The sequence below is a fragment of the Pseudoalteromonas sp. OOF1S-7 genome, assembly GCF_022347765.1.
Classification (GTDB): domain Bacteria; phylum Pseudomonadota; class Gammaproteobacteria; order Enterobacterales; family Alteromonadaceae; genus Pseudoalteromonas.
The window spans coordinates 99,271-118,832 of the sequence record NZ_JAKRFZ010000014.1 but is presented as its reverse complement, the minus strand read 5'-3'; the positions used below and the strand labels follow the sequence as shown (position 1 = coordinate 118,832).

14 protein-coding genes are annotated in these 19,562 nt (G+C 52.1%); 9 read left to right on the top strand and 5 right to left on the bottom strand.

Going from position 1 to position 19,562, the window contains the following annotated elements:
• Positions 1–10 precede the first annotated feature (10 nt).
• The 3 genes from MHN33_RS18265 to feoB all read left to right on the top strand — a co-directional run bounded on the left by MHN33_RS18265 (position 11) and on the right by feoB (position 6,866).
• Complete coding sequence (locus tag MHN33_RS18265; RefSeq protein ID WP_239400044.1) at positions 11–4,246, top strand: DEAD/DEAH box helicase; 4,236 nt, start codon at positions 11–13, stop codon at positions 4,244–4,246.
• A gap of 291 nt (positions 4,247–4,537) precedes the next feature.
• Positions 4,538–4,762 carry a FeoA family protein gene (locus MHN33_RS18260; RefSeq protein WP_239400042.1) on the top strand — a complete coding sequence of 75 codons (225 nt, stop codon included), beginning with the start codon at positions 4,538–4,540 and terminating at the stop codon, positions 4,760–4,762.
• A 19-nt stretch (positions 4,763–4,781) separates the two neighbouring features.
• The gene (gene feoB / locus MHN33_RS18255; RefSeq protein WP_239400040.1) at positions 4,782–6,866 is read left to right on the top strand and encodes a ferrous iron transport protein B; all 2,085 of its coding nucleotides are present in this window, start codon (positions 4,782–4,784) and stop codon (positions 6,864–6,866) included.
• Positions 6,867–6,902: 36 nt separating this feature from the next.
• Here feoB and MHN33_RS18250 read toward each other — a convergent pair whose 3' ends face one another.
• The 5 genes from MHN33_RS18250 to MHN33_RS18230 all read right to left on the bottom strand — a co-directional run bounded on the left by MHN33_RS18250 (position 6,903) and on the right by MHN33_RS18230 (position 11,988).
• A complete protein-coding gene (locus MHN33_RS18250; protein WP_239400038.1) occupies positions 6,903–7,199 on the bottom strand; it encodes a hypothetical protein in 297 nt (98 codons plus the stop codon).
• A 16-nt stretch (positions 7,200–7,215) separates the two neighbouring features.
• Positions 7,216–7,587 (bottom strand): hypothetical protein, encoded by a 372-nt coding sequence (locus tag MHN33_RS18245; RefSeq protein WP_239400036.1) that lies wholly within the window; start codon positions 7,585–7,587, stop codon positions 7,216–7,218.
• Between the two features lie 253 nt (positions 7,588–7,840).
• A complete protein-coding gene (locus MHN33_RS18240) occupies positions 7,841–8,914 on the bottom strand; it encodes a lipocalin-like domain-containing protein (protein ID WP_239400034.1) in 1,074 nt (357 codons plus the stop codon).
• Between the two features lie 10 nt (positions 8,915–8,924).
• Positions 8,925–11,339 (bottom strand): ABC transporter permease, encoded by a 2,415-nt coding sequence (locus MHN33_RS18235; RefSeq protein WP_239400032.1) that lies wholly within the window; start codon positions 11,337–11,339, stop codon positions 8,925–8,927.
• Positions 11,332–11,988, bottom strand: coding sequence for an ABC transporter ATP-binding protein (locus MHN33_RS18230; RefSeq protein ID WP_239400030.1), 657 nt, complete (start codon positions 11,986–11,988; stop codon positions 11,332–11,334). Before MHN33_RS18230 ends, MHN33_RS18235 begins: the two co-directional genes overlap by 8 nt.
• Positions 11,989–12,265: 277 nt before the next feature.
• Here MHN33_RS18230 and MHN33_RS18225 point away from each other — a divergent pair, with 277 nt between their 5' ends.
• From MHN33_RS18225 to MHN33_RS18200, 6 genes are read left to right on the top strand one after another with little or no spacing between them, the layout of a single operon-like run.
• Positions 12,266–13,534 carry an HlyD family efflux transporter periplasmic adaptor subunit gene (locus MHN33_RS18225; protein WP_239400028.1) on the top strand — a complete coding sequence of 423 codons (1,269 nt, stop codon included), beginning with the start codon at positions 12,266–12,268 and terminating at the stop codon, positions 13,532–13,534.
• An 18-nt stretch (positions 13,535–13,552) separates the two neighbouring features.
• Positions 13,553–14,248 carry an ABC transporter ATP-binding protein gene (locus tag MHN33_RS18220; RefSeq protein WP_239400026.1) on the top strand — a complete coding sequence of 232 codons (696 nt, stop codon included), beginning with the start codon at positions 13,553–13,555 and terminating at the stop codon, positions 14,246–14,248.
• A 9-nt stretch (positions 14,249–14,257) separates the two neighbouring features.
• Positions 14,258–15,619 carry an ABC transporter permease gene (locus MHN33_RS18215; protein WP_239400024.1) on the top strand — a complete coding sequence of 454 codons (1,362 nt, stop codon included), beginning with the start codon at positions 14,258–14,260 and terminating at the stop codon, positions 15,617–15,619.
• Between the two features lie 4 nt (positions 15,620–15,623).
• Positions 15,624–16,844, top strand: coding sequence for an FtsX-like permease family protein (locus MHN33_RS18210; RefSeq protein ID WP_239400022.1), 1,221 nt, complete (start codon positions 15,624–15,626; stop codon positions 16,842–16,844).
• 52 nt (positions 16,845–16,896) lie between these two features.
• Entirely contained in the window at positions 16,897–18,228 is a 1,332-nt protein-coding gene (locus tag MHN33_RS18205) for a sigma-54 dependent transcriptional regulator (RefSeq protein ID WP_239400020.1), read from the top strand.
• Entirely contained in the window at positions 18,225–19,559 is a 1,335-nt protein-coding gene (locus MHN33_RS18200; RefSeq protein WP_239400018.1) for an ATP-binding protein, read from the top strand. Before MHN33_RS18205 ends, MHN33_RS18200 begins: the two co-directional genes overlap by 4 nt.
• The last annotated feature ends 3 nt before the right edge of the window (positions 19,560–19,562 follow it).

Below are 19,562 nucleotides of genomic sequence, written 5' to 3'. Positions count from 1 at the left end.
GCCTATGAGCATGCACTATACCCCTTTCAGCCAGACACAAATCACGGAACTTCTGACACTTTACGCACAATTGCCCGCCGAACAGCAAGTCATGCTGGAGGTGCTGGCATTGATTGGCAAACCGGTTGCTATCAGCAGACTCAAACGCTTGCTGAAGTTACTGGTCGACGCACAGGTGCATGAGCTGCCTGCTCTGTGCCAGGGCATGCTGGCGGAGCAAAGAGCGGCACTGGTCGAAGCCGGATTGCTGATCAGCAATCAAAAGGGTCTCAGGGTAGCGCCACTCATTGAAGTGTCGCTGTGTTATAACGCGCTGCGTCAGGATCGCTTTATCAGCACACTCAATTGCGCCGAACAAGTCGTACCTATCATTAACCTGTATGAATGGGAGCGTGATTTTGCGGACGAACAGCGCTTTATCCGCGACTTGCTGATACTTGGCCAATACGACAAAGCCACGGCTTTGCTAGCCTTTCATAAAAATCCACAGTATCTGGACCACAATACCAATCAGGTACTGATCAGCACTTTGTTTTTTCCTGCGGACGTCGACCGTCTGGCCGAGCTGCCACCGCAGTTGCTCTATCAGGCGTGTGCCACATTGGTTCATTCATTACAAAGCGACTGTCAGAACAACTTTGCCGCACTCAAGCTTATCGAGCAACTGTGCGAGCGTCAGCCTGACAATCAGCAACTGCATTGCTTACTGGCCGAGCAATATCTGTACCGTGTACAACTGGACGCGTGTCTTTCTGCGCTTGGCGACGACACCAGTTGCTATGCACTTCAGCTGCGCGCCATGGTTGCCATGTGCTCAGGGGAGCAGCAAACTGCACTGACCTTGTTTGAGCAAGCCATTGTGGCGAAAAACAAAATTGCCCGCCGCAAACAGCAATATCTGGGCGGCCTGCCGGGCCTGTTCCATAAACTGGCAGTACTGGTCCAGGCAAGCCAGGGGCAGCCTCAGCTGTTTGGCACCGTTCGCGAGCTGGTTCGCACCGAATCCGCTGATAAAAAAGCCCCTGCCTTCAACTATGCCATTTTGAACTTACTGGAATATCTCACCGAGTGCCTTAATAACGGCCAGTCATTTAGCGAGCAGTATCAAGATTATGAGGTGCTCAGGAAAGCGCAGCCCTTTAACTTTGCGCTGTTGCAGTTGCTGATTGCCCTTGCAACCCACTGGACGGGTGCCCATGTGCATGCCGCCAGGCTCAGTCGCCTCAGCGAGGCCTGCACCACCTTCACCTCAATGCAGCAACCTTTATTTGCCTGTATGGGCGCAGATCTGCTGGTACTTAATCAGGCGCCGGTCCCGCCCTTAGCGCAGCGTTTGGTGCTTAACTTTGCTGCTATGGTAGAACAAAAAAGCGACTGGGAGCTGGCACTGGAAAAGCTGCAAAGCCTGTCGCCCGCTGCCACAGCCCCTGCAGATAAGTCGCCACAAAGCCATCGGCTCATCTGGCAACTTGAACAATCACGATTCGAACTGACCCTGAAACCTCGCGAGCAAAAGCTCGGCAAAAATGGCTGGAGTAAAGGCCGTAATGTGGCGCTGAAACGCTTAATCGACGAGCCCGAGCAGTTTGACTATCTGAACGACAAAGACAAAGAGATCATTGCAGCCATTCGGGTGTACGAGAATCACAGCTATTACGGTGGGCGGATCTTTGAACTGGAAGGCGCAAGTGCACTAAGCGCAGCCGCTGGCGCCCATAACCTCTACCTGGGCGATGATTTCAGTCGAGAAATCGAACTGACAGAATACCCGGCTGAACTGCAGATCCGCGACAACGGAGACGAGCTGCTGATCTCAATACCTAACCTGCCACAGGGCATAGACTATCGCTTGCAGCTGGATGAACACACCCGAGCCGGCGAGTATGCCTTTTACCCGCTGCAGGGGCACCGCTACGGCTTTACCCTGTTCACCCGCCAGCACCTGCAAGTTGCTGAGATTATCGGCGAGAGCGGCCTGGTTGTACCTAAGGCCGCCAAGCCCAAGCTGCTCGCAAGTATCACCGCCATCGCCCCGCTGCTGAATATTCAGTCCGACCTCGAAGGCGTAGAGACCGGACTCACCACAGTGGAAGCAGCTGAAGAGCTGGTGATCAATATCACTCCTTATCAGGGCGGCCTCGAATTTCATTGCGTCAGTATGCCCTTTGGCGATCAGGGCCCAATGTTGCACCCCGGTATTGGCAGCCCCAGCCTGACCACCGAAATTGACGGCAAGCGCGTCGCTACCCGGCGAGATTTAGCGCAGGAACAAGGCTTGCTCGAATTACTGGACGAACACTGTCCGGCATTTTTGGCGATGGCAGATAATCGCCTGCAACTGGACGACACAGAATTGGCGCTGGAAGCCCTGGAGCAGCTCGAGCACTGTGTTGGCGCGCCGCCAGCGGGATTTGCGCTGCGGCTACGCTGGCCGCGAGGGAAAAAATTCCGCCTCAGTAAAGCGCTTGAACCCCAGCATCTGGCGCTGGCAATGACCAAACAAAATCAGTGGTTTGACGTAACCGGAGAGCTACAGGTAGACGACGCTCAGGTAATCGAGCTGAAAAAACTGCTCAGCTTGATGAGCACCAGCAACGGCCGCTTTGTCAGCCTGGATGGCGAGCAAATTCTTGCCCTGTCACAGGACCTGCGTAGTCAGCTCGCAAAACTCAATGAAGTCACAGATCAGGGGCAATTTCACCCCCTTGCCAGCGGTCTGGTGGCCGAAGCAACAACAGGTATGCGGATGAAAACCCTGCCCGCCTGGGAAGAACAAAGCAAAAAAATGCACCAGGCCAATACGCTGGCGCTCAGTGTCCCCTCCACCTTGCAGGCGCAACTGCGCGATTACCAACTTGCCGGGTTTGACTGGGCCATGCGACTGGCGCACTGGGGCGCCGGGGCGTGTCTGGCTGATGACATGGGACTGGGTAAAACTCTGCAGGCGCTGGCCGTGATCCTGGCGCGTGCCAGTGAAGGGCCAACGCTTATCATTGCGCCAACCTCAGTATGTTTTAACTGGCAACAGGAAGCGAGCAAGTTTGCGCCGGTGCTGAACATGACGCTGTTCAGCGACCACAGCAGCAGCCAGGAGCGAGAACAGCTGCTGGCACAGGCAGGGCCATTCGATTGTGTGGTCATAAGTTATGGCCTGCTGCAACGTCAGGCGGAACTGCTGAAAAGCAAGCACTGGTACACCATTGTCGCCGATGAAGCGCAGGCGCTGAAAAATCCGCTGGCAAAACGCACTGTGGCAGCCTGTGCACTTAAAGGTGAGTTTAAGATGATCACCACAGGCACGCCGATTGAAAATAACCTCACTGAATTGTGGTCACTGTTTCGCTTTGTTAATCCCGGCCTGCTCGGCAACCTGAAGCGCTTTAATGCCCGCTTTGCTCAGCCTATGGAAAATGCCGAGCAGGACAAACTGGCAGCACACAAAGCACGTCAGAGTCTTAAACAACTGGTGAAACCCTTTATTCTGCGTCGTCTGAAAAGCCAGGTACTCACCGAGCTGCCAGAGAAAACTGAAATTAACCTCACCGTCTCACTCAGTGATGACGAAATGGCGTTTTACGAGGCACTGCGACAACATGCCATCGATCAGATCACTGAATCTGCCAGCACCAGCTCGGCGGCAGAGCAACGCATAAAAATGCTCGCTGAGCTGACTAAGCTGCGCCAGGCCTGTTGTCACCCGAAACTGGTGATGACCGAGAGCACGCTGCCCAGCAGTAAGCTGGATGCCCTGAGTGAGCTACTCGACGAATTACGGCAGAATAACCATAAGGCGCTGATCTTCAGCCAATTCGTGGGCCATCTGCAGATCATCAAAACGCTTCTTGAGCAACGCGGAGTGACCTACCAGTATCTGGACGGCAGTACACCTGCCGCACAACGTCAGGAGCGGGTCAATGCCTTTCAGCGTGGCAATGGCGAAGTATTTTTGATCAGCCTTAAAGCCGGTGGCTCGGGGCTGAACCTGACCGCCGCAGACTATGTGATCCATATGGACCCCTGGTGGAATCCGGCGGTTGAAGCGCAGGCTTCAGACAGAGCGCATCGCATGGGCCAGCAGCGCCCGGTGACCATTTATCGTCTCATCGCCAAAAACACCATAGAAGAAAAGATTGTGGCGCTACACCAGCATAAACGCGATCTGGCTGATCAATTGCTGGCAGGTAACGAGCAGGCCAGCAAGCTGTCGGTTGAGGATATGCTTAACTTGCTTAAAGAAACGTTTTAAACATCGCCCAGCTAAACCCCAAGTGCTCAGCTATTAATGATGATGGCTGAGCAACAACACTCTAAAGCGATAATGTGCAACCAGTTAGCAAATAAAATGCAAAGCGTACAGCGCACCTGACAACACCCTGATGACATTCCTTTAAAATACGTAACCGCCTAAAATATATAACTTTATCAATCAGCAAAATAACCCACCTCTTTTGCTGCGCCAGCTTGTTTATGACATTTAAGTTGCGGTACCATAGCACCCTAATAATAAATAATTCTTATCAAGGTTTGCATTATCTCTATGACACTTGCAGATTTAAAACCCAACGACACAGCAATCATTGCGGGCATTGACCACCCGGATGCAGCCCTGATCAGCCGCGTGATGGCACTGGGCCTGATCCCCGGCGAGACGATCTCGGTCTTGAACGTCGCCCCTTTGGGCTGCCCAATCCAGACCAAGGTTGGCAACACCTATATCAGTATCCGCAAAACAGATGCGCGTTTTATCCAGCTAAGCCGCTAAATTCAAGGAGTAAGATAACGTGAGAATCGCCCTCGTTGGTAACCCCAACTGTGGTAAAACTACCCTATTTAACCGTCTTACGGGTGCCAGACAAAAGGTCGGCAACTGGCCCGGCGTGACTGTTGAGCGCAAAAGCGGCGAGCTAACATTACAGGGCCAGCAGGTCGAGTTAATTGACTTACCGGGCCTGTACAGCATGGCACAGATAGATCCGGGCCAGGATGAGCAAATCGCCATTGACTATATTCGCGCTCAGGATGCCGATCTGATCATCAATGTGGTCGACTGTGCCAACCTTGAACGCAACCTGGTCCTGACCACACAGATGCAGGAAACGGGCACGCCCGTCATTGTGGTTGCCAACATGACCGATGTAGCGCGCCAGCAAGGTAAGGAGCTCAACCTTGAGCTGTTGGCACAACGCCTTGATACGCCCGTTATCGCTATGGTGGGCTCAACCGGTGAAGGGTTGACGCTACTGACAGATGCGCTGAACAATCACCTGAAAGCCACGCAAGCCACCACACGTAAGCAGTCAGGTACAGGGCCGGATCTCAGCAACGAAGACACCATTAAGCGCTATCAAAACGTTAAAACGCTGAGCAATGGCGTCAGCATCATGTCGCAGACTCGCTCTGATTTCACCACCTCGCTCGACAAGCTGGTGCTTAACCGCTGGCTGGGCGTCCCTATCTTCCTGTTTATGATGTACCTGATGTTTACCATTGCCGTGAACTTCGGGGCCGTTTTTATCGACTTTTTCGACATTCTTGTCGGCGCTATTTTTATTGACGGCACTAAGCTGCTACTGGCCAACCTGGGGGCGCCCCAGTGGTTGGGCGTATTGCTGGGTGACGGCTTCGGGGCCGGCTTACAGCTGGTTGCGACCTTTATTCCGGTAATAGCGGTGCTGTATTTTTGTTTGTCTATTCTTGAGGACAGTGGTTACCTGTCGCGCGCCGCCTTTGTGATCGACCGTCTGATGTCCTCCATCGGATTGCCGGGCAACGCGTTTGTGCCGCTGATTGTGGGGTTTGGCTGTAACGTCCCGGCGGTGATGAGTGCTCGCACCATGAGCCGCGAGTCGGATCGCCTGCTCACGGTGATCATGGCGCCTTTCATGTCCTGTGGTGCCCGCTTAACCGTGTACGCTTTGTTTGCTGCCGCCTTTTTTCCGGTCAATGGCGCTAATATCGTCTTTGCCCTGTATGTGTTTGGTATTCTGGTGGCGGTGGGCTCCGGCTATTTGTTCAGAAAGCGCGTCTTTAAGCAGGAGAAAGTCCCTTCTTTTATTGAAATGCCTGCCTACCATTTGCCTGTCTGGCGCAACCTGCTGATGACCACCTGGCAGCGTTTGCGTAGCTTTATTACGCGTGCCGGTAAAACCATCGTATTCGTGGTCGCGCTGCTGAGCATGATCAACTCCATTGGTACAGATGGCAGTTTTGGTCATGAGAACAGCGACGCCTCATTGCTCTCTAAAGCCGCACAGGTGGTTACACCGGTGTTTGCACCGCTGGGTATTGCAGAGGATAACTGGCCCGCCACAGTGGGCATAGTCACCGGTTTGTTTGCCAAAGAGGCCATTGTTGGCACCATGGATGCCCTGTACGTAGGTGCGCAGGAACAACCCGGTGACTGGTCTCTCAAAGACGCCGCAAGCGAAGCGGTGATGACCCTGTGGGATAATTCCATTGATTTGCTTAACAACCTGGGTGACCCACTGGGTCTGGGTGCCGTTGAAGAAGGCGCAGATGCGGGGAACGAGTTATTGAGTGCGATGGCGGCGCAGTTTGATGGTCAGCTCGGCGCCTTTGCCTACCTGGTGCTGATCTTACTTTATACGCCGTGTGTGGCGGTATTGGGCGCCATTAAGCGCGAGTCGGGCAGTCAGTGGATGTGGGTAGTGATTGGCTGGACAACCTCGATTGCCTATATTCTGGCTACCCTGGTATACCAGATAGGGCAGCTGGGCACGGCACCGGCCTCGGCCGTTATGTGGATTGCGCTGATGCTGGCGGCCTTGTTTGCCTGGTGGCTGCTGCTTGGACATCTGAGCAAAAAGGTTAATACCGTGCCAACTTACAAGATTGAGTTGAGTTAAGTGCACAACAAAACGGGAGCCAGTGGCTCCCGTTTTTTATTCTGCTTGTGCTGGTTTTACTTTTACCAGGCCCGTGCGGATGGCCGCAAAGTAAAGACCTTCTGCAATCAATACTGTTGGCAGCACCACCTTTATCCAGAAGCCTTCTGAGCCATAGAAGTGCCATAAGATAGCACTGATCACCGCCATTAAGATACCCGCAACAATGCCCGCGCTCACCAAACTCAGCGCAATCGGCGCTTTACAGCTGCCGCATTTTAGCTTGAACGGATTCGGCGTATTTAATACCGACATAAAAGAAATTTCGCTGTCACATTTACCACATTTACTCATGCTATTACTCTCAGTGTTACTGTTCAAAATACTGTTTTGCGTCACTGGCATACAACACCCACATCGCTAACGCCGGATAGATAAACAAATCCGCCAGCGCCCAAAGAGACACCTCACCTTCGTCGCCAAGTAGCAAGTCGGCGCCCTGCACAAAGACACAAATCCATACGGTATAAAAAAATAACTTACGTCCGTGGGACTTTTTCTTCGCAATCTGCCACATCGCCACAAACTGGATAAATACCATAGTCAACCAGAACAACATCAGGATCATGGTCTCTACAGCCTGCTCCGATATCAGATACCCCAATACCGAAGCAACTAAAGGCCAGAGCCCGTAACCGACAAAACACACTAATACGGTGATCAACACCACAAATGAGATCATAACTACCTGCTTACTTTCTTGGTTCAGGCACGAACCGGATTACGCTTTTATTGCCCAGACCAGTACTCTAAAACCGGACTGCCCAATCAAATGGTCGCGTAGTGTACAGTATTGCGAAGATAGAAAGAATAGCTGGTTTACACTTGTATACATTCCCCTCAACAGGAAACGCGCAGGTGCTGCCAAACGAGACATGATAGATATCACGACACCGTGTTGGCGCTCAGACCAGATTGTTCCTCATCATTGTTTGTTAATCATAGCCAAACAACTCACCATATCCTCGCCCGACAAACCCTCCTCTGCTACGTACTCTGCCTTCCCAGTAAGGCACGCTCAGCGTATTGAAAGAATCACTCTGCAGGGCATCAATGATCACCGCCTCTTTACCTGGAAGCTGTAATTGCCAGCTTATAGGGTGCTGCACCTCACGGGTTGTCACCCGATTGAGTACTGTCAAAGTGACCTGCTCGTTCGGATATGCAGTGACCTGTCCAGACGCAGAGATTTCTGAAGCACTGCAATAGGCATAGGCTTGTGTTTCATCTCGAGTACAAAATGCCATTAGTGCTCCTTGTCCAGGCTCACTGCCCTGCAAACTAAACCAGTCCCAGCCGCCATGCTGACTATCAATCAGGCTCGAGGACCATTCTCTGTCTAACCAGGCCTGGCCCTTAACCTGATAAGGCTTGCCTGCATAGGTCAGTGTGCCCGCCACTTGTAAAAAAGGGTAGCTGTAATAAAAGGAGGCATGGCCTTGTTGTGTTTTCTGGCTGTACCCCTGCTCACCATGCAACACCAGCGGGCTACTTGTCAGCGTAATATCCAATCCATAACCAGACTCCTGAGTTTGTAATCGTAAAGGTAAGAATGAAGTACCCTGACTTGCCAGCTGCCAGTCGTCCAATCTGGCAATAAAGGGACTCGCGTTTATGTTCACCTGCCCAGCCCTGCCATAACGCTCAAATGCCTGATGTGTCGTGCCATCTTGCAAAGCAAAATGGGCAAAGTAAAGTTGCCCATCCCACCACGGAGACTGAGAGGCAGAAAAGCCCGGGTCGAGTATACGAAATAAAGTCCATTGCATACCAAACTGAGTACCATCGCGCGCTGTCAAATTGCCCGTCACATACCACCATTCCACCCCTTGTTCAGGATGAGCGCCATGATCACCGGGAAATATCAGTGACTGAGTCGCATCAACCGGCTTCCCCAGCGTCTGGCCAAGCACAGCCATGCCCGCATTACGACTCTCGTCTTGAGGTTCAACGGGTTGACACCCGGACAACATCAGTGCCATCAACAAAATTAACCTGATACTTAACATTACTTCTTCCTTACAGCTGCGCGACATTATCAGCCACATTGCGTTTTATCAGTTTTAATAGAGGGATGGCACTAACGACCAACGCCAGAAACAGCACCACAGCACAAAATCCCCAGATATCGCCCCAGCTAAGCACCATAGCCATGCTCCAGCCAAAAGCAATAGGCATCACATACTCCAGCAAGACCCAGCCCAACAGGATCCCAAGAGGCACCGCCAGTAACAGGGTCAAACCCAGAATAAGCCCAACCTGAGACAGCTTGAGGACCAATAACTGCCCCTGCGTAACACCTAAAGTCTGTAATACCGCCATGGGCTGTAACTGTTGTCGTCCCAGGGTCAAAAAGCTCACCCAAACGCCAAACAACGCGATCAACATAATGCAGATATTCAGGGCATGGGTAACGAGAAAAGTCTGACTAAACAGCTGCTTTGCAAAACGCTTAAAAACCTGATTATGGACCATCTGGTGCCCAAGCAATGACCAGCGCTGGCTGATAGAATCGGCTACCAGCTCTGAATCGACCCCATCGTGAAGCGTCAACATAAAACCAAATGCTTCATATAAAAACGCCTGCTGTGAAATGACTGAGCTACTAACCACCAGATTAACACCCGGCTCTCCATAATCATAAAACACACCGGTTATCTGGCAGGCAAACATTCGTTTTCCTTGTTGCACCTTAAGCATATTGCCAACCGCCAGGTTATGACGACGCATACCCGGCTCATTGACGAGGCACGAGATTGAATCATTTGTAATGCTGAGGTGTTTCGCTGCCAGAGGCTGCTTGTTCAGCAAGGTCAGGTGCTGGTGATAACGGTAGTCTTCCCCAAAACTCATCAGCGTCACAGGTACCGTCTCTTTGCCTACCTGGAGTTCGCTTTTTGCCGACCAGAAAATCCCCACCTGCGCGACTTCTTTCATATCCGCCAATGCCTGACGCATCTGTTGGGTCGGATTATCTGGCCGTACATATAAATCCGCCTTCAGGCGGGTTTGCAAATGCGCATCCAGTGCACTGCTAAAACTGCCCACCATCACCTGCATGCCAATGGCTGAGCCCATCGCCATCAGAATGGCCAGCACCGCACTCAACAACGCTGGTAATTGCGTCAGGCTGTCAGCTCTAAGCCATACCGGTAAAGGTGCATGGGTTGGCCACTTCACTCTAAACACCAGGCGCACCAACGGCGGTGTTAGTGCGAAAAACACCAGCAATACACAAACACATAGCAGCAAAGCCTGCCATCGGGTCTGCGCCAGGTTCAATAATAGCAAACCACCAATACTGGCCAGAGATAAAAGCACCAGAGTCAGTCGTTGTGTCAGGTACTTTGCAATACGGGTTTGCAACACCACAAAGCCGGCAAGTATCGCGAGGTTCAGTGCACTCCCAATAAGCACCAAAGCAATATCAAAGCGTACTGTCAGCGTCCGGTCCAGCTGATAAAAGCTACTCAGAACTGTGCTAATGTCGCCCATCATGGCATTGGCCATCAGCACGCCAAGCAGGTTGCCCAATGTTGCGGCTATCACACTCAGGACCGCCACTTCCAGGCACAGCGCTTTGAGTAATTGACCCTGACGGCAACCAAGCGTGGCCATTTGTTGCTGCAAGGATAAACGGCTCTGGTATGCCAGCTTGATGGCATTCAGGCTTAAAAAAGCGCCCACCACATAACCAAGCAACGCAAGGGCCTGAAGATTGAAGAAAAAGGCCCCGGAGAGGGCATCAAATGTTTGTGCCTTAGCGGATTCCAGTCGGGCTTCATTGCCCAGTAGTGTGCTCATCTGCTGTAATTGTGACGCACTTAAACCCGCCACTTCAAAGTAGCTGCTGACGCCCTTAGCCTGTAGCAACCGATCTGCCAGACTGATGTCCATGAGTGCAAAATGACCAGCCCCATCCAGCTGACTAACAGGGTAGCTCTGCCCCTGAAAACGCAACGTTGCCTTGTCGAGCTGTAATCTGGCCATAAGTTCCGGTGACATATAAAGCGTATCGAATAATGCATGCTCTGTGTTTGATTGACCAGATTTACGCTGCGAAGGCTGTGTAGCAGCAGCGGTTTGCCATTGCAGTAAATTAACACCCCGGATAGCAATAAGCTTGCCCTCGTCGCTTCTGAGTCTCCCTTCCAGTACGGGCTGAGTCTGCTTAAACCCGGCCTCTGAAAGCCGTTGCCACAGAGAGAAAGGTAAACCACGTTCACCCAGCGGTGGGCGAATAAAATGGCTCACTGGCTGTGCCAGTAGCGCAGTACTGGTCTGATAACGCTGCGAGGCTTCGTGGTTCAGGCCCAATGTCGCACTGAGCAACGCACTTCCCAGGCTCAGACCCACCAGAAACAAAACTAGCAGCCCCTTGTGGCGACAATAAAAGTTATAGTAAATCAATAATATAAGACGTAGTTCACTCATGTATACGCCCGTCACGTAATTCCACCCGACGTGGCAACTGCGCGGCAAGCGCGCGGCTGTGTGTCACCATAATCAGATTGACACCTTGCTCCTTACACAAAGTCATCAGTAATTCTAATACCTCCTGACTACGCTCACTGTCGAGATTACCAGTGGGTTCATCGGCCAGTACTATACGGGGCTGATTGAGCAATGCCCGGGCAATCCCGACACGTTGCTGTTCTCCGCCACTGAGCTGCGCTGGATAGGCATTGAGTTTATCGCCCAGCCCCAGCCGCTTTGCCATTGCCGTGATATCACCACGATCAACCGAACGACCATTCAGGCGTGCCTGAAAAGCCATATTGTCGGCCACATTAAGCGGGCTGAGTAACTGGTAATGTTGGAAGATCATACCGATCGTACGACGGTGCAGGGCCAGCTGTGTGGCGTTATAGGTATGGATGGCCTGCTCATTGATACAAATTTCACCTGAGTCGGGAGTCAGCATCCCTGCCAGTATATTCAGCAAAGTCGTTTTGCCCGAACCACTTTCACCGGTTAACGCAACCTGCTCAGCCCCCGACACTGACCAGCTCAGGCCATTCAACACATTTCTATAGCCAGCTCCATCCCGGCGCCTAAAGGTTACTTCATCTAACTGGATCATCGTATCTCCATTACCTCTTACTTAACAGCAACTTAGTATGGCCATTATGGTACAGGATCATGCCTGTAAAGCCAGTGTATTCTGTTGCTGCACTCGCTAAGCTGCCGGTACAGTGTCCGAACAGTGACTGACTGTCCGCGTACTGTCCGCTGTCCGTCCGCAGCGATAGCAGCTTTCAATAGAAAATATAAATAACTCTTTAAATTCATAAAGTTAAATATTGGCACCGATTTTGTAAAAGAGACTCGTAATCAAAAAACAAGGAGCCGTACCTGGCATGATCCGAGATACCAAACAACAAGATAAAGTGATCCAGCAAAAGCGCAGACTACCGCACTGGTGGATTGGTGCAGCTGCTGCCGTTGGGCTGATAGGTGCAGCAGCAGCCTCTTTCAACAGTTTCGATCAACTACTCAGTGCTGATCAGGTCGTGTCCTTACAATCGCTACGTACTGCCACCGTTGTAAGGGGCGATATGGTTCAGGATCTGCGTGTAGAGGGACGCACTATGGCTGCAGACAGTCCATCCCTGTACGCCATTGCAGCAGGGACCGTCACTTTATTTGTAAAAGCTGGCGATGAGATTGCAGCGGGTCAGGCCCTGCTGAGCATCGACAGTCCTGAACTACGCAACCAGCTGCTGCAGGAAGAGGCGACGCTGGCACGCCTGGAGATGGAAGTCAGTCGCCAAAAGATCGCAATAAAACAACAGCAGCTGGACAACACCCAACAAATGGAGCTGGCCAGAGTCGAACTGGAAGCTGCACAAAGCGAAATGGCCCGTGCCCGCACCAGTATAGAAAAGCAGATCATCTCTAAAGAAGAGCTAGAACAAACCCAGGTCGCTTTGAAGCGCGCTGAACTCAACGAACGTCACGCGATTGCCAGTCTGCAACTGGCGCAGGAGCGGCTGAGTTTTGAATTGAAAAGCAGCGAACTGAATCTGACCCGTCAGCGCCACCTCACCGAAGAGCTGCGTCGTCAGGTTAAGGCACTGACCCTGCACTCCCCTTTATCCGGCATTGTTGGCACCCTGAACGTTCAGCAGAAACAACATGTGCAACGCAATACTCCGCTGATGTCGCTGGTTAACCTGAATGAGCTGGAAGTAGAAGCCTATATCCCAGAAAACCTCGCTGATGAACTGGGGATCGGTCTGCAAGCCAACGTGCAAATTAACAACGCACAATACAGCGCAACCTTAGTCGCCATTTCTCCTGAAGTTGAGCAAGGCCAGGTACGCGGTCGTATTCGCTTTACCGAGCAGCCGGGAAATTTGCGTCAGAACCAGCGGGTTAATGCGCAGATCATCATTGCCCAAAAACAAGACATATTGAAAGTCGAACGTGGAGCCTTTGTCGAGACCGGTGCATCACGCACCGCCTATAAAATTGAACAAAACTCCGCATACAGAACCCCTGTTTCACTGGGTGTCAAAAGTGTCAGAGAGGTGGAGATTACCCACGGACTGCAAGCTGGTGATACAATCATCATCTCAAGCCTGGCAGCTTTTGGACAATCACAGCACGTGATCCTCAGCGAATAATAATAAAGGAAACATCCCATGTTACGTATGAAAAACATCAGTAAAATCTACCGTACCGAATTGGTCGAAACGCACGCGCTGTCAGACGTTAACTTCATGGTTGAAGAAGGCGAGTTTATCGCCGTAACGGGTCCCTCAGGCTCAGGTAAAACCACCTTTTTGAACATCACCGGGTTACTGGAAAACTTCGAACAAGGTACCTATGAGCTGGACGGAGAAGACGTCAGCACCCTGGATGACAAGCAGCTCTCTCGCCTGCGCAATGAAAAAATAGGCTTTATCTTTCAGGGGTTTAACCTCATTGGTGACCTCAATCTTTACGACAACATTGAGGTGCCGCTAATTTTCCGCGGCCTGTCGGCCAAGGCGCGTAAGCAACGTATCGAGGAAAGTCTGGAATTGGTGGGGCTTGGCGGTCGTGCCAGTCACTTTCCGGCGCAACTGAGTGGTGGTCAGCAACAGCGTGTTGCCATAGCCCGCGCGCTTGCCGGTAAACCGCGTTTTTTGCTCGCCGATGAGCCCACCGGAAACCTGGATACGCTGATGGCCAGACAGGTGATGGAACTGCTGGAAGAGATCAACCGCCAGGGCACCACCTTGCTGATGGTCACACATGATCATGAACTGGCGCAGCGGGCGCATCGCAACATTCAGATTCTCGACGGACAACTGCGAGATATCAACAAGAATGAGCTGGTCGAATTGATCTCTTAGGTGGCTGCAATGAAGGATTTAATGCAACTGGCCTGGCGCGGCCTGAAACAAAAGCGCAAATTGACCTTACTGATGGTACTTAACCTGGCCATTGGCATCACCCTGTTGCTAACTATGGGCACCATAGTCACACGAAGCGGCCATTCTCCCATCGACCAAAGAGCCGATCGGGTGTATCACGTCAGCCTGAATTTTATGGATCCGGAGTTTGACCGGCGCTCTGAGTTTCGCTCGCCTCCGCTGACCTTTCGCGATGCAGGCGCCCTGGCTGAGGCGTTCAGCGCAAACGACGCTACCCGCTTATCGTTCAATTACACCACCTCGTTTGTGCTCGACCTGCCTGATAATAGTGTCAGGCCCGTTACCGCCGAGGCCTCTGCCGCTGATCCACAGTACTTTGACCTGCTCCAGGTACCGTTTATTTATGGTGCGCCCTGGCGCGAAGATATGCAGGATGCTGCGGTGATTGTATTGGATAAAAAAGCCAATGACTTACTATTTGGCGGAGCAAACTCCATCGGCAAACAGGTAGTGATCAACAACCGTCAGCTGGAGGTCGTCGGCGTCATGGATATGTCTGCTTACCTGCGCCGTTTTCAGAATATGCGCTTTCAGGCACGGGCCAACGATATGGCCGTCGTCCCGCTGGGATATGCTCATGCCAACAATTTGCCACGAACCGGCTTTATGCCATGCCGCACCAAGGAAGAAGCCGCAAGAACCCGTTATCGCCGGGAAGATGTGCAGGGACTCAAAAGTGCCGAGTGCGGTTATCTGCATGCCTGGGCGGTGCTGGACTCTGTGCAGCACGACAATAGCCATGCTGAGCTGACCCTGTGGATGCGCAACTATACGCAGCAACAGGCATCTCAGGGCCGCTTTGGTCACTCAGAGCCTTATTATCTGACGCAACTGGCCAGCCTCAACGACAGAATGAGCGACAACCTTTATTGGGAGCAGATTTATCTTAAGTTTGCCTACCTGCTGTTTGCTATTTGCCTGATCAACACCATCGGCATTTTGCTGGCTAAAAACCAGAGTCGGGCCAAACTCGTCTCCCTGTATCGGGCACTCGGCGCAAACAAACTGTATATTCTCAAGGTGCAACTGCTGGAGCTGAGTATGCTCAGTGGCGCTGCAATTGCGCTGGGTTTATTGCTGGCACAATTTGGCTTAGTCGCGATGTTTCATCTGGCCCTGTATCAGGCCGATTATCTGGCCGACGCCGAGCAGGTACGCCGTATGTACAGCATGGACACGCTGTTTGCATTGCAAGCTGCCGTGGGGATCTTTGTGGCGATATTTGCCGCCGGACTCTACCCCATTATCAAAGCCAGTCGCACCGCCCCCGCAGCACAGTTAAGAGGATAGTCGCATGTCACTCAAACACATACTTAAAATCATTATAAAGCACCGCAATATCTCTGTGATGATCCTGATCCAGATAGCCATTGCCGTGACCATAGTCGGCAACGCCAGTTTTATCAGCTACGGTACGCTTAAGAACTGGCTGATCCCCTCGCACCTTGACGAAGTCGAGATACTTAACGTCTACACTAAGGTGTTCGACAATCAGGTCGATAAATCGGCCCTGATCCAGCGCGATTTAACCAACCTCAGCGCACTGGGGGAAGTAACTCACGTCACGTATGCCAGTAACGAGCTGGTGCTTGCCACCGTCACCGGCAGTAATCTGGTGTACAAAACCATCGACCAGGAAGAAGCAGGCTTTGAAAATGCCCAGTTTGACGTGACCTCACAGGGCGTTGCAACTCTGAGCTTAGCCATTACGCAGGGGCGCAACTTCTACCCCAATGAGTTTGTTTTTGCCGAGGCTTCGCATAATCGCTATGCCAGTGTCGTCTTGATCAGTGAAACACTCGCGAAAAGCCTGTTTGGTGAGCAAAGTGCGCTGGGACAAACCATCTACCTGCAACGCGCTCGCCGCCCCTATCAGGTGGTCGGGGTGTATGCCGATAAAATGCTGGGTGAAGGGGCCGTTTATGAGCAACAATGGTATCACTCAACCATTGTCCCTCAGGCCCATTTTGGCAATAACAACGTCAACTATTTGATCAGGGTTAAACCAGGCACCCATGATGGCATTCTTAAAGACGTTGAGGATGTGCTCTATCAACAGCACGGGCGCATTGTGGAACGGGTGGAGTTTGCCGCCCGTGCGAAAAAGCGCTTATGGGATGGCCGCAGCACGTTCGCATTCATTATGATAGGGATCAGTGTTATCGCCATTACCGTCACCGGATTTGGCATCATAGGCCTGGTTTCTTTCTCAGTCTCTATTCGTCAAAGGGACATCGGCATTCTGCGTGCCCTGGGTGCCAGCCAGCATACAGTGCTTAAAACCCTGTTGCTGGAAAATGCTTTGCTTGCTTTTGTTGGTATTGTGCTTGGCAGCTTCACCGCGCTGTGGCTTAATAACTATTTTGTGACCCATTTGCGGGCACAAGGCCTGGTTGAGCCTTGGCTGGCCGTACTGGTTGCCCTGGCTGTATGGCTGCTCAGTGCCGCTGCGGTGTATATTCCTGTGCGTAAAGCCGCTAAGATAGCCCCGGCAAGGGTGACCAAAACCAGTTAGAATATGGGCTGAAAAGCCCTTTCATCTTGACAACAATAACGATAAAAACGCGATGCAACATAAAATTCTCGTCATTGATGACAACACCGATGTCATTAAAGCGCTCAAAATACTTTTTTTAATCAATGATATCGACTGCGAAGGCGCCGATTCGCCCGAGCAGGGTTTAGCAATGCTGCAGTCTCAGGATTACGACTTAGTGATCCAGGATATGAACTTCACCAGTGACACCACCTCAGGCGAAGAAGGCAAGGCGCTTTATCATCAGATCCGCGCCCTCAACCCGGATCTGCCCATTATTCTGCTGACCGCCTGGGCTCAGCTAGAGATGGCGGTGGAGCTTATCAAACATGGTGCCGCAGACTATATCGCCAAGCCCTGGCAGGATGACAAGTTACTGAGCTCGGTGAATAATTTGCTGGAGATGTACCAGCTACAACAATCCCAGACACGCAGCAAGAAGCAGTTTAAGCTCAGACGAGACAAATTGTGCTCTGAATATGATCTCAGCGGACTGATCTTTGCCGATCAAGCCATGCTGCCTTTGCTGGAGACCGCAACACAGGTGGCCTGCTCCGACGCACAGGTATTGATCACCGGGCCCAACGGCGCGGGTAAAGAAAAAATCGCCGAGCTATTGGTTGCCAACAGTGCCTACCGGGATAAACCCTTTATTCGCGTTAATGCCGGTGCGCTACCTGCCGAGCTGATAGAAGCCGAGCTATTCGGTGTTGTTAGTGGGGCATATACGGGCGCAACGAAAAGCCGCGAGGGACGTTTTGCCGCCGCAGATGGGGGGACGCTGTTTCTCGATGAAATCGGCAACCTGCCGCTGACGGGCCAACAAAAACTCCTGAGAGTACTGCAAACCGGCGAGTTTGAAGCCGTTGGCAGCAGTAAAACCCAAAAAGTCAAAGTCAGAGTGATCAGCGCAACCAACGCGAACCTCAATGAGGCCATTGCCCGGGGCACCTTCCGCCAGGACTTGTACTATCGCCTCAACATGATTGAGCTGCGCCTGCCCCCTCTGGCTGAACGGCCTGACGATATTATCCCTCTTGCACACCATTTTCTGACTTCGGGAAAAGTGCTGAGTGACGGTGCCCAGCGCTTACTCAAACGTTATGCCTGGCCGGGTAACGTCCGCGAGTTGCAAAATGTAATTGGCCGGGCTGAGTTGCTTGCTAGCGGGGTACAAATTGAAGCGGCGGATCTTGGCCTCAGTACCTCGGCCTCCACCATGGTGAATCATGAGTTTAGTATTGAGGATATAACGCAAGCTCTGGACAAACATCAAGGCAATGTCACACATGCGGCAAAAAGCCTGGGGCTAAGCCGCCAGGCTATGTATCGCCGAATGGACAAATTTGGACTCAAACGATGAAAGCGTCCCTGCACTGGTCTTTTTCCGGCAAAATACTGTTAACCTGTACTGCGGTGCTGACAGGTGCACTGATTACACTGACCATTGCATTACAGCAGGGCATTCCTGTCGTCCTGGCCTGTGCAGTGACTTTGCTGACGTCATTGCTGGCTCTGTTTATGCTACTTGGCCGCCAGATCAGGCGTCGTCAGCAGATCCTGGCGACGCTGGAAGATGGGATCAAAAGCATTAAGGATGGCGATCTGTCACTGCGCATCTCACCGTCTTCGGATCCAGATTTGACCCGCCTGATAGCGCTGTACAACCAGCTCAGTGCAAACCTGAAGCAACAAAAGCAAAAGCTGAATCAAAAAGAGCTGGTACTGGACAGCATAGTTCAGGCCTCGCCCATGGCGACCCTGCTGCTCGATAAACACCGCCATATTGTTTATCACAATGCCGCCGCACGTCAGCTTCTGAACAAACAGCCAGGTGCCCTGACTGGCAGTTCGCTGGATACGGCCTGCGATACCTTGCCAGAGGCGCTGGCGCAGGCGCTCAATAACGGCTATAGCGGGATGTTAAGTTTCGAGCAACAGGAGCAAAAACATACGTTTTATCTTGGGGTTGAGTCGGTAACACTGAACTACCAGCCACACAACCTGGTGATCTGCAAAAACGTCTCGGCAGAGCAAAATCGTGAAGAGATAATGCTGTGGAAAAATGCCATTCGCCTGATCAGCCACGAGCTGAATAATTCGCTGGCTCCTATTCAGTCTCTTACGAGCTCAGCGCAGACTATGCTGAACCAGCAAAAGCACCTTGACCTGCTGCCCGATATGCTGGATACCGTTTCACAACGCGCCCAAAACCTGAGCGAGTTTATTCAGCGCTATGCCGAATATGCACGCCTGCCCGCGCCATGTTGCGCAGTACACCCGGTTGCGCCCCTGCTTGAACGCCTGCAGGTACTCTACCCTTTCACCTTGCTCGGCTCTGCGCCGACGGGCAATGGCTACTTCGATGTTGCTCAGATTGAACAGGTGCTGCTCAATTTGCTCAAGAACGCCCATGAATCGGGCAGTGACAAGGCGGGTATCGCCGTGCAGGTGGTTCAGGAGCAAACCCGGTTGCGATTTGCGGTTGTAGACCGGGGCTCAGGGATCCAGTCTGGGAATTTACATCAGGCACTGCAACCCTTTTACTCCACCAAATCGCACGGCACGGGTTTGGGTCTGAGCCTGTGTCACGACATCATCACAGCACATCAGGGCCAGTTAAGGCTTCGCAACCGAGAAAAGGGTGGTCTGATGGTAGAATTCGACTTACCCTTAAAAGAGAATACAAAATAACCC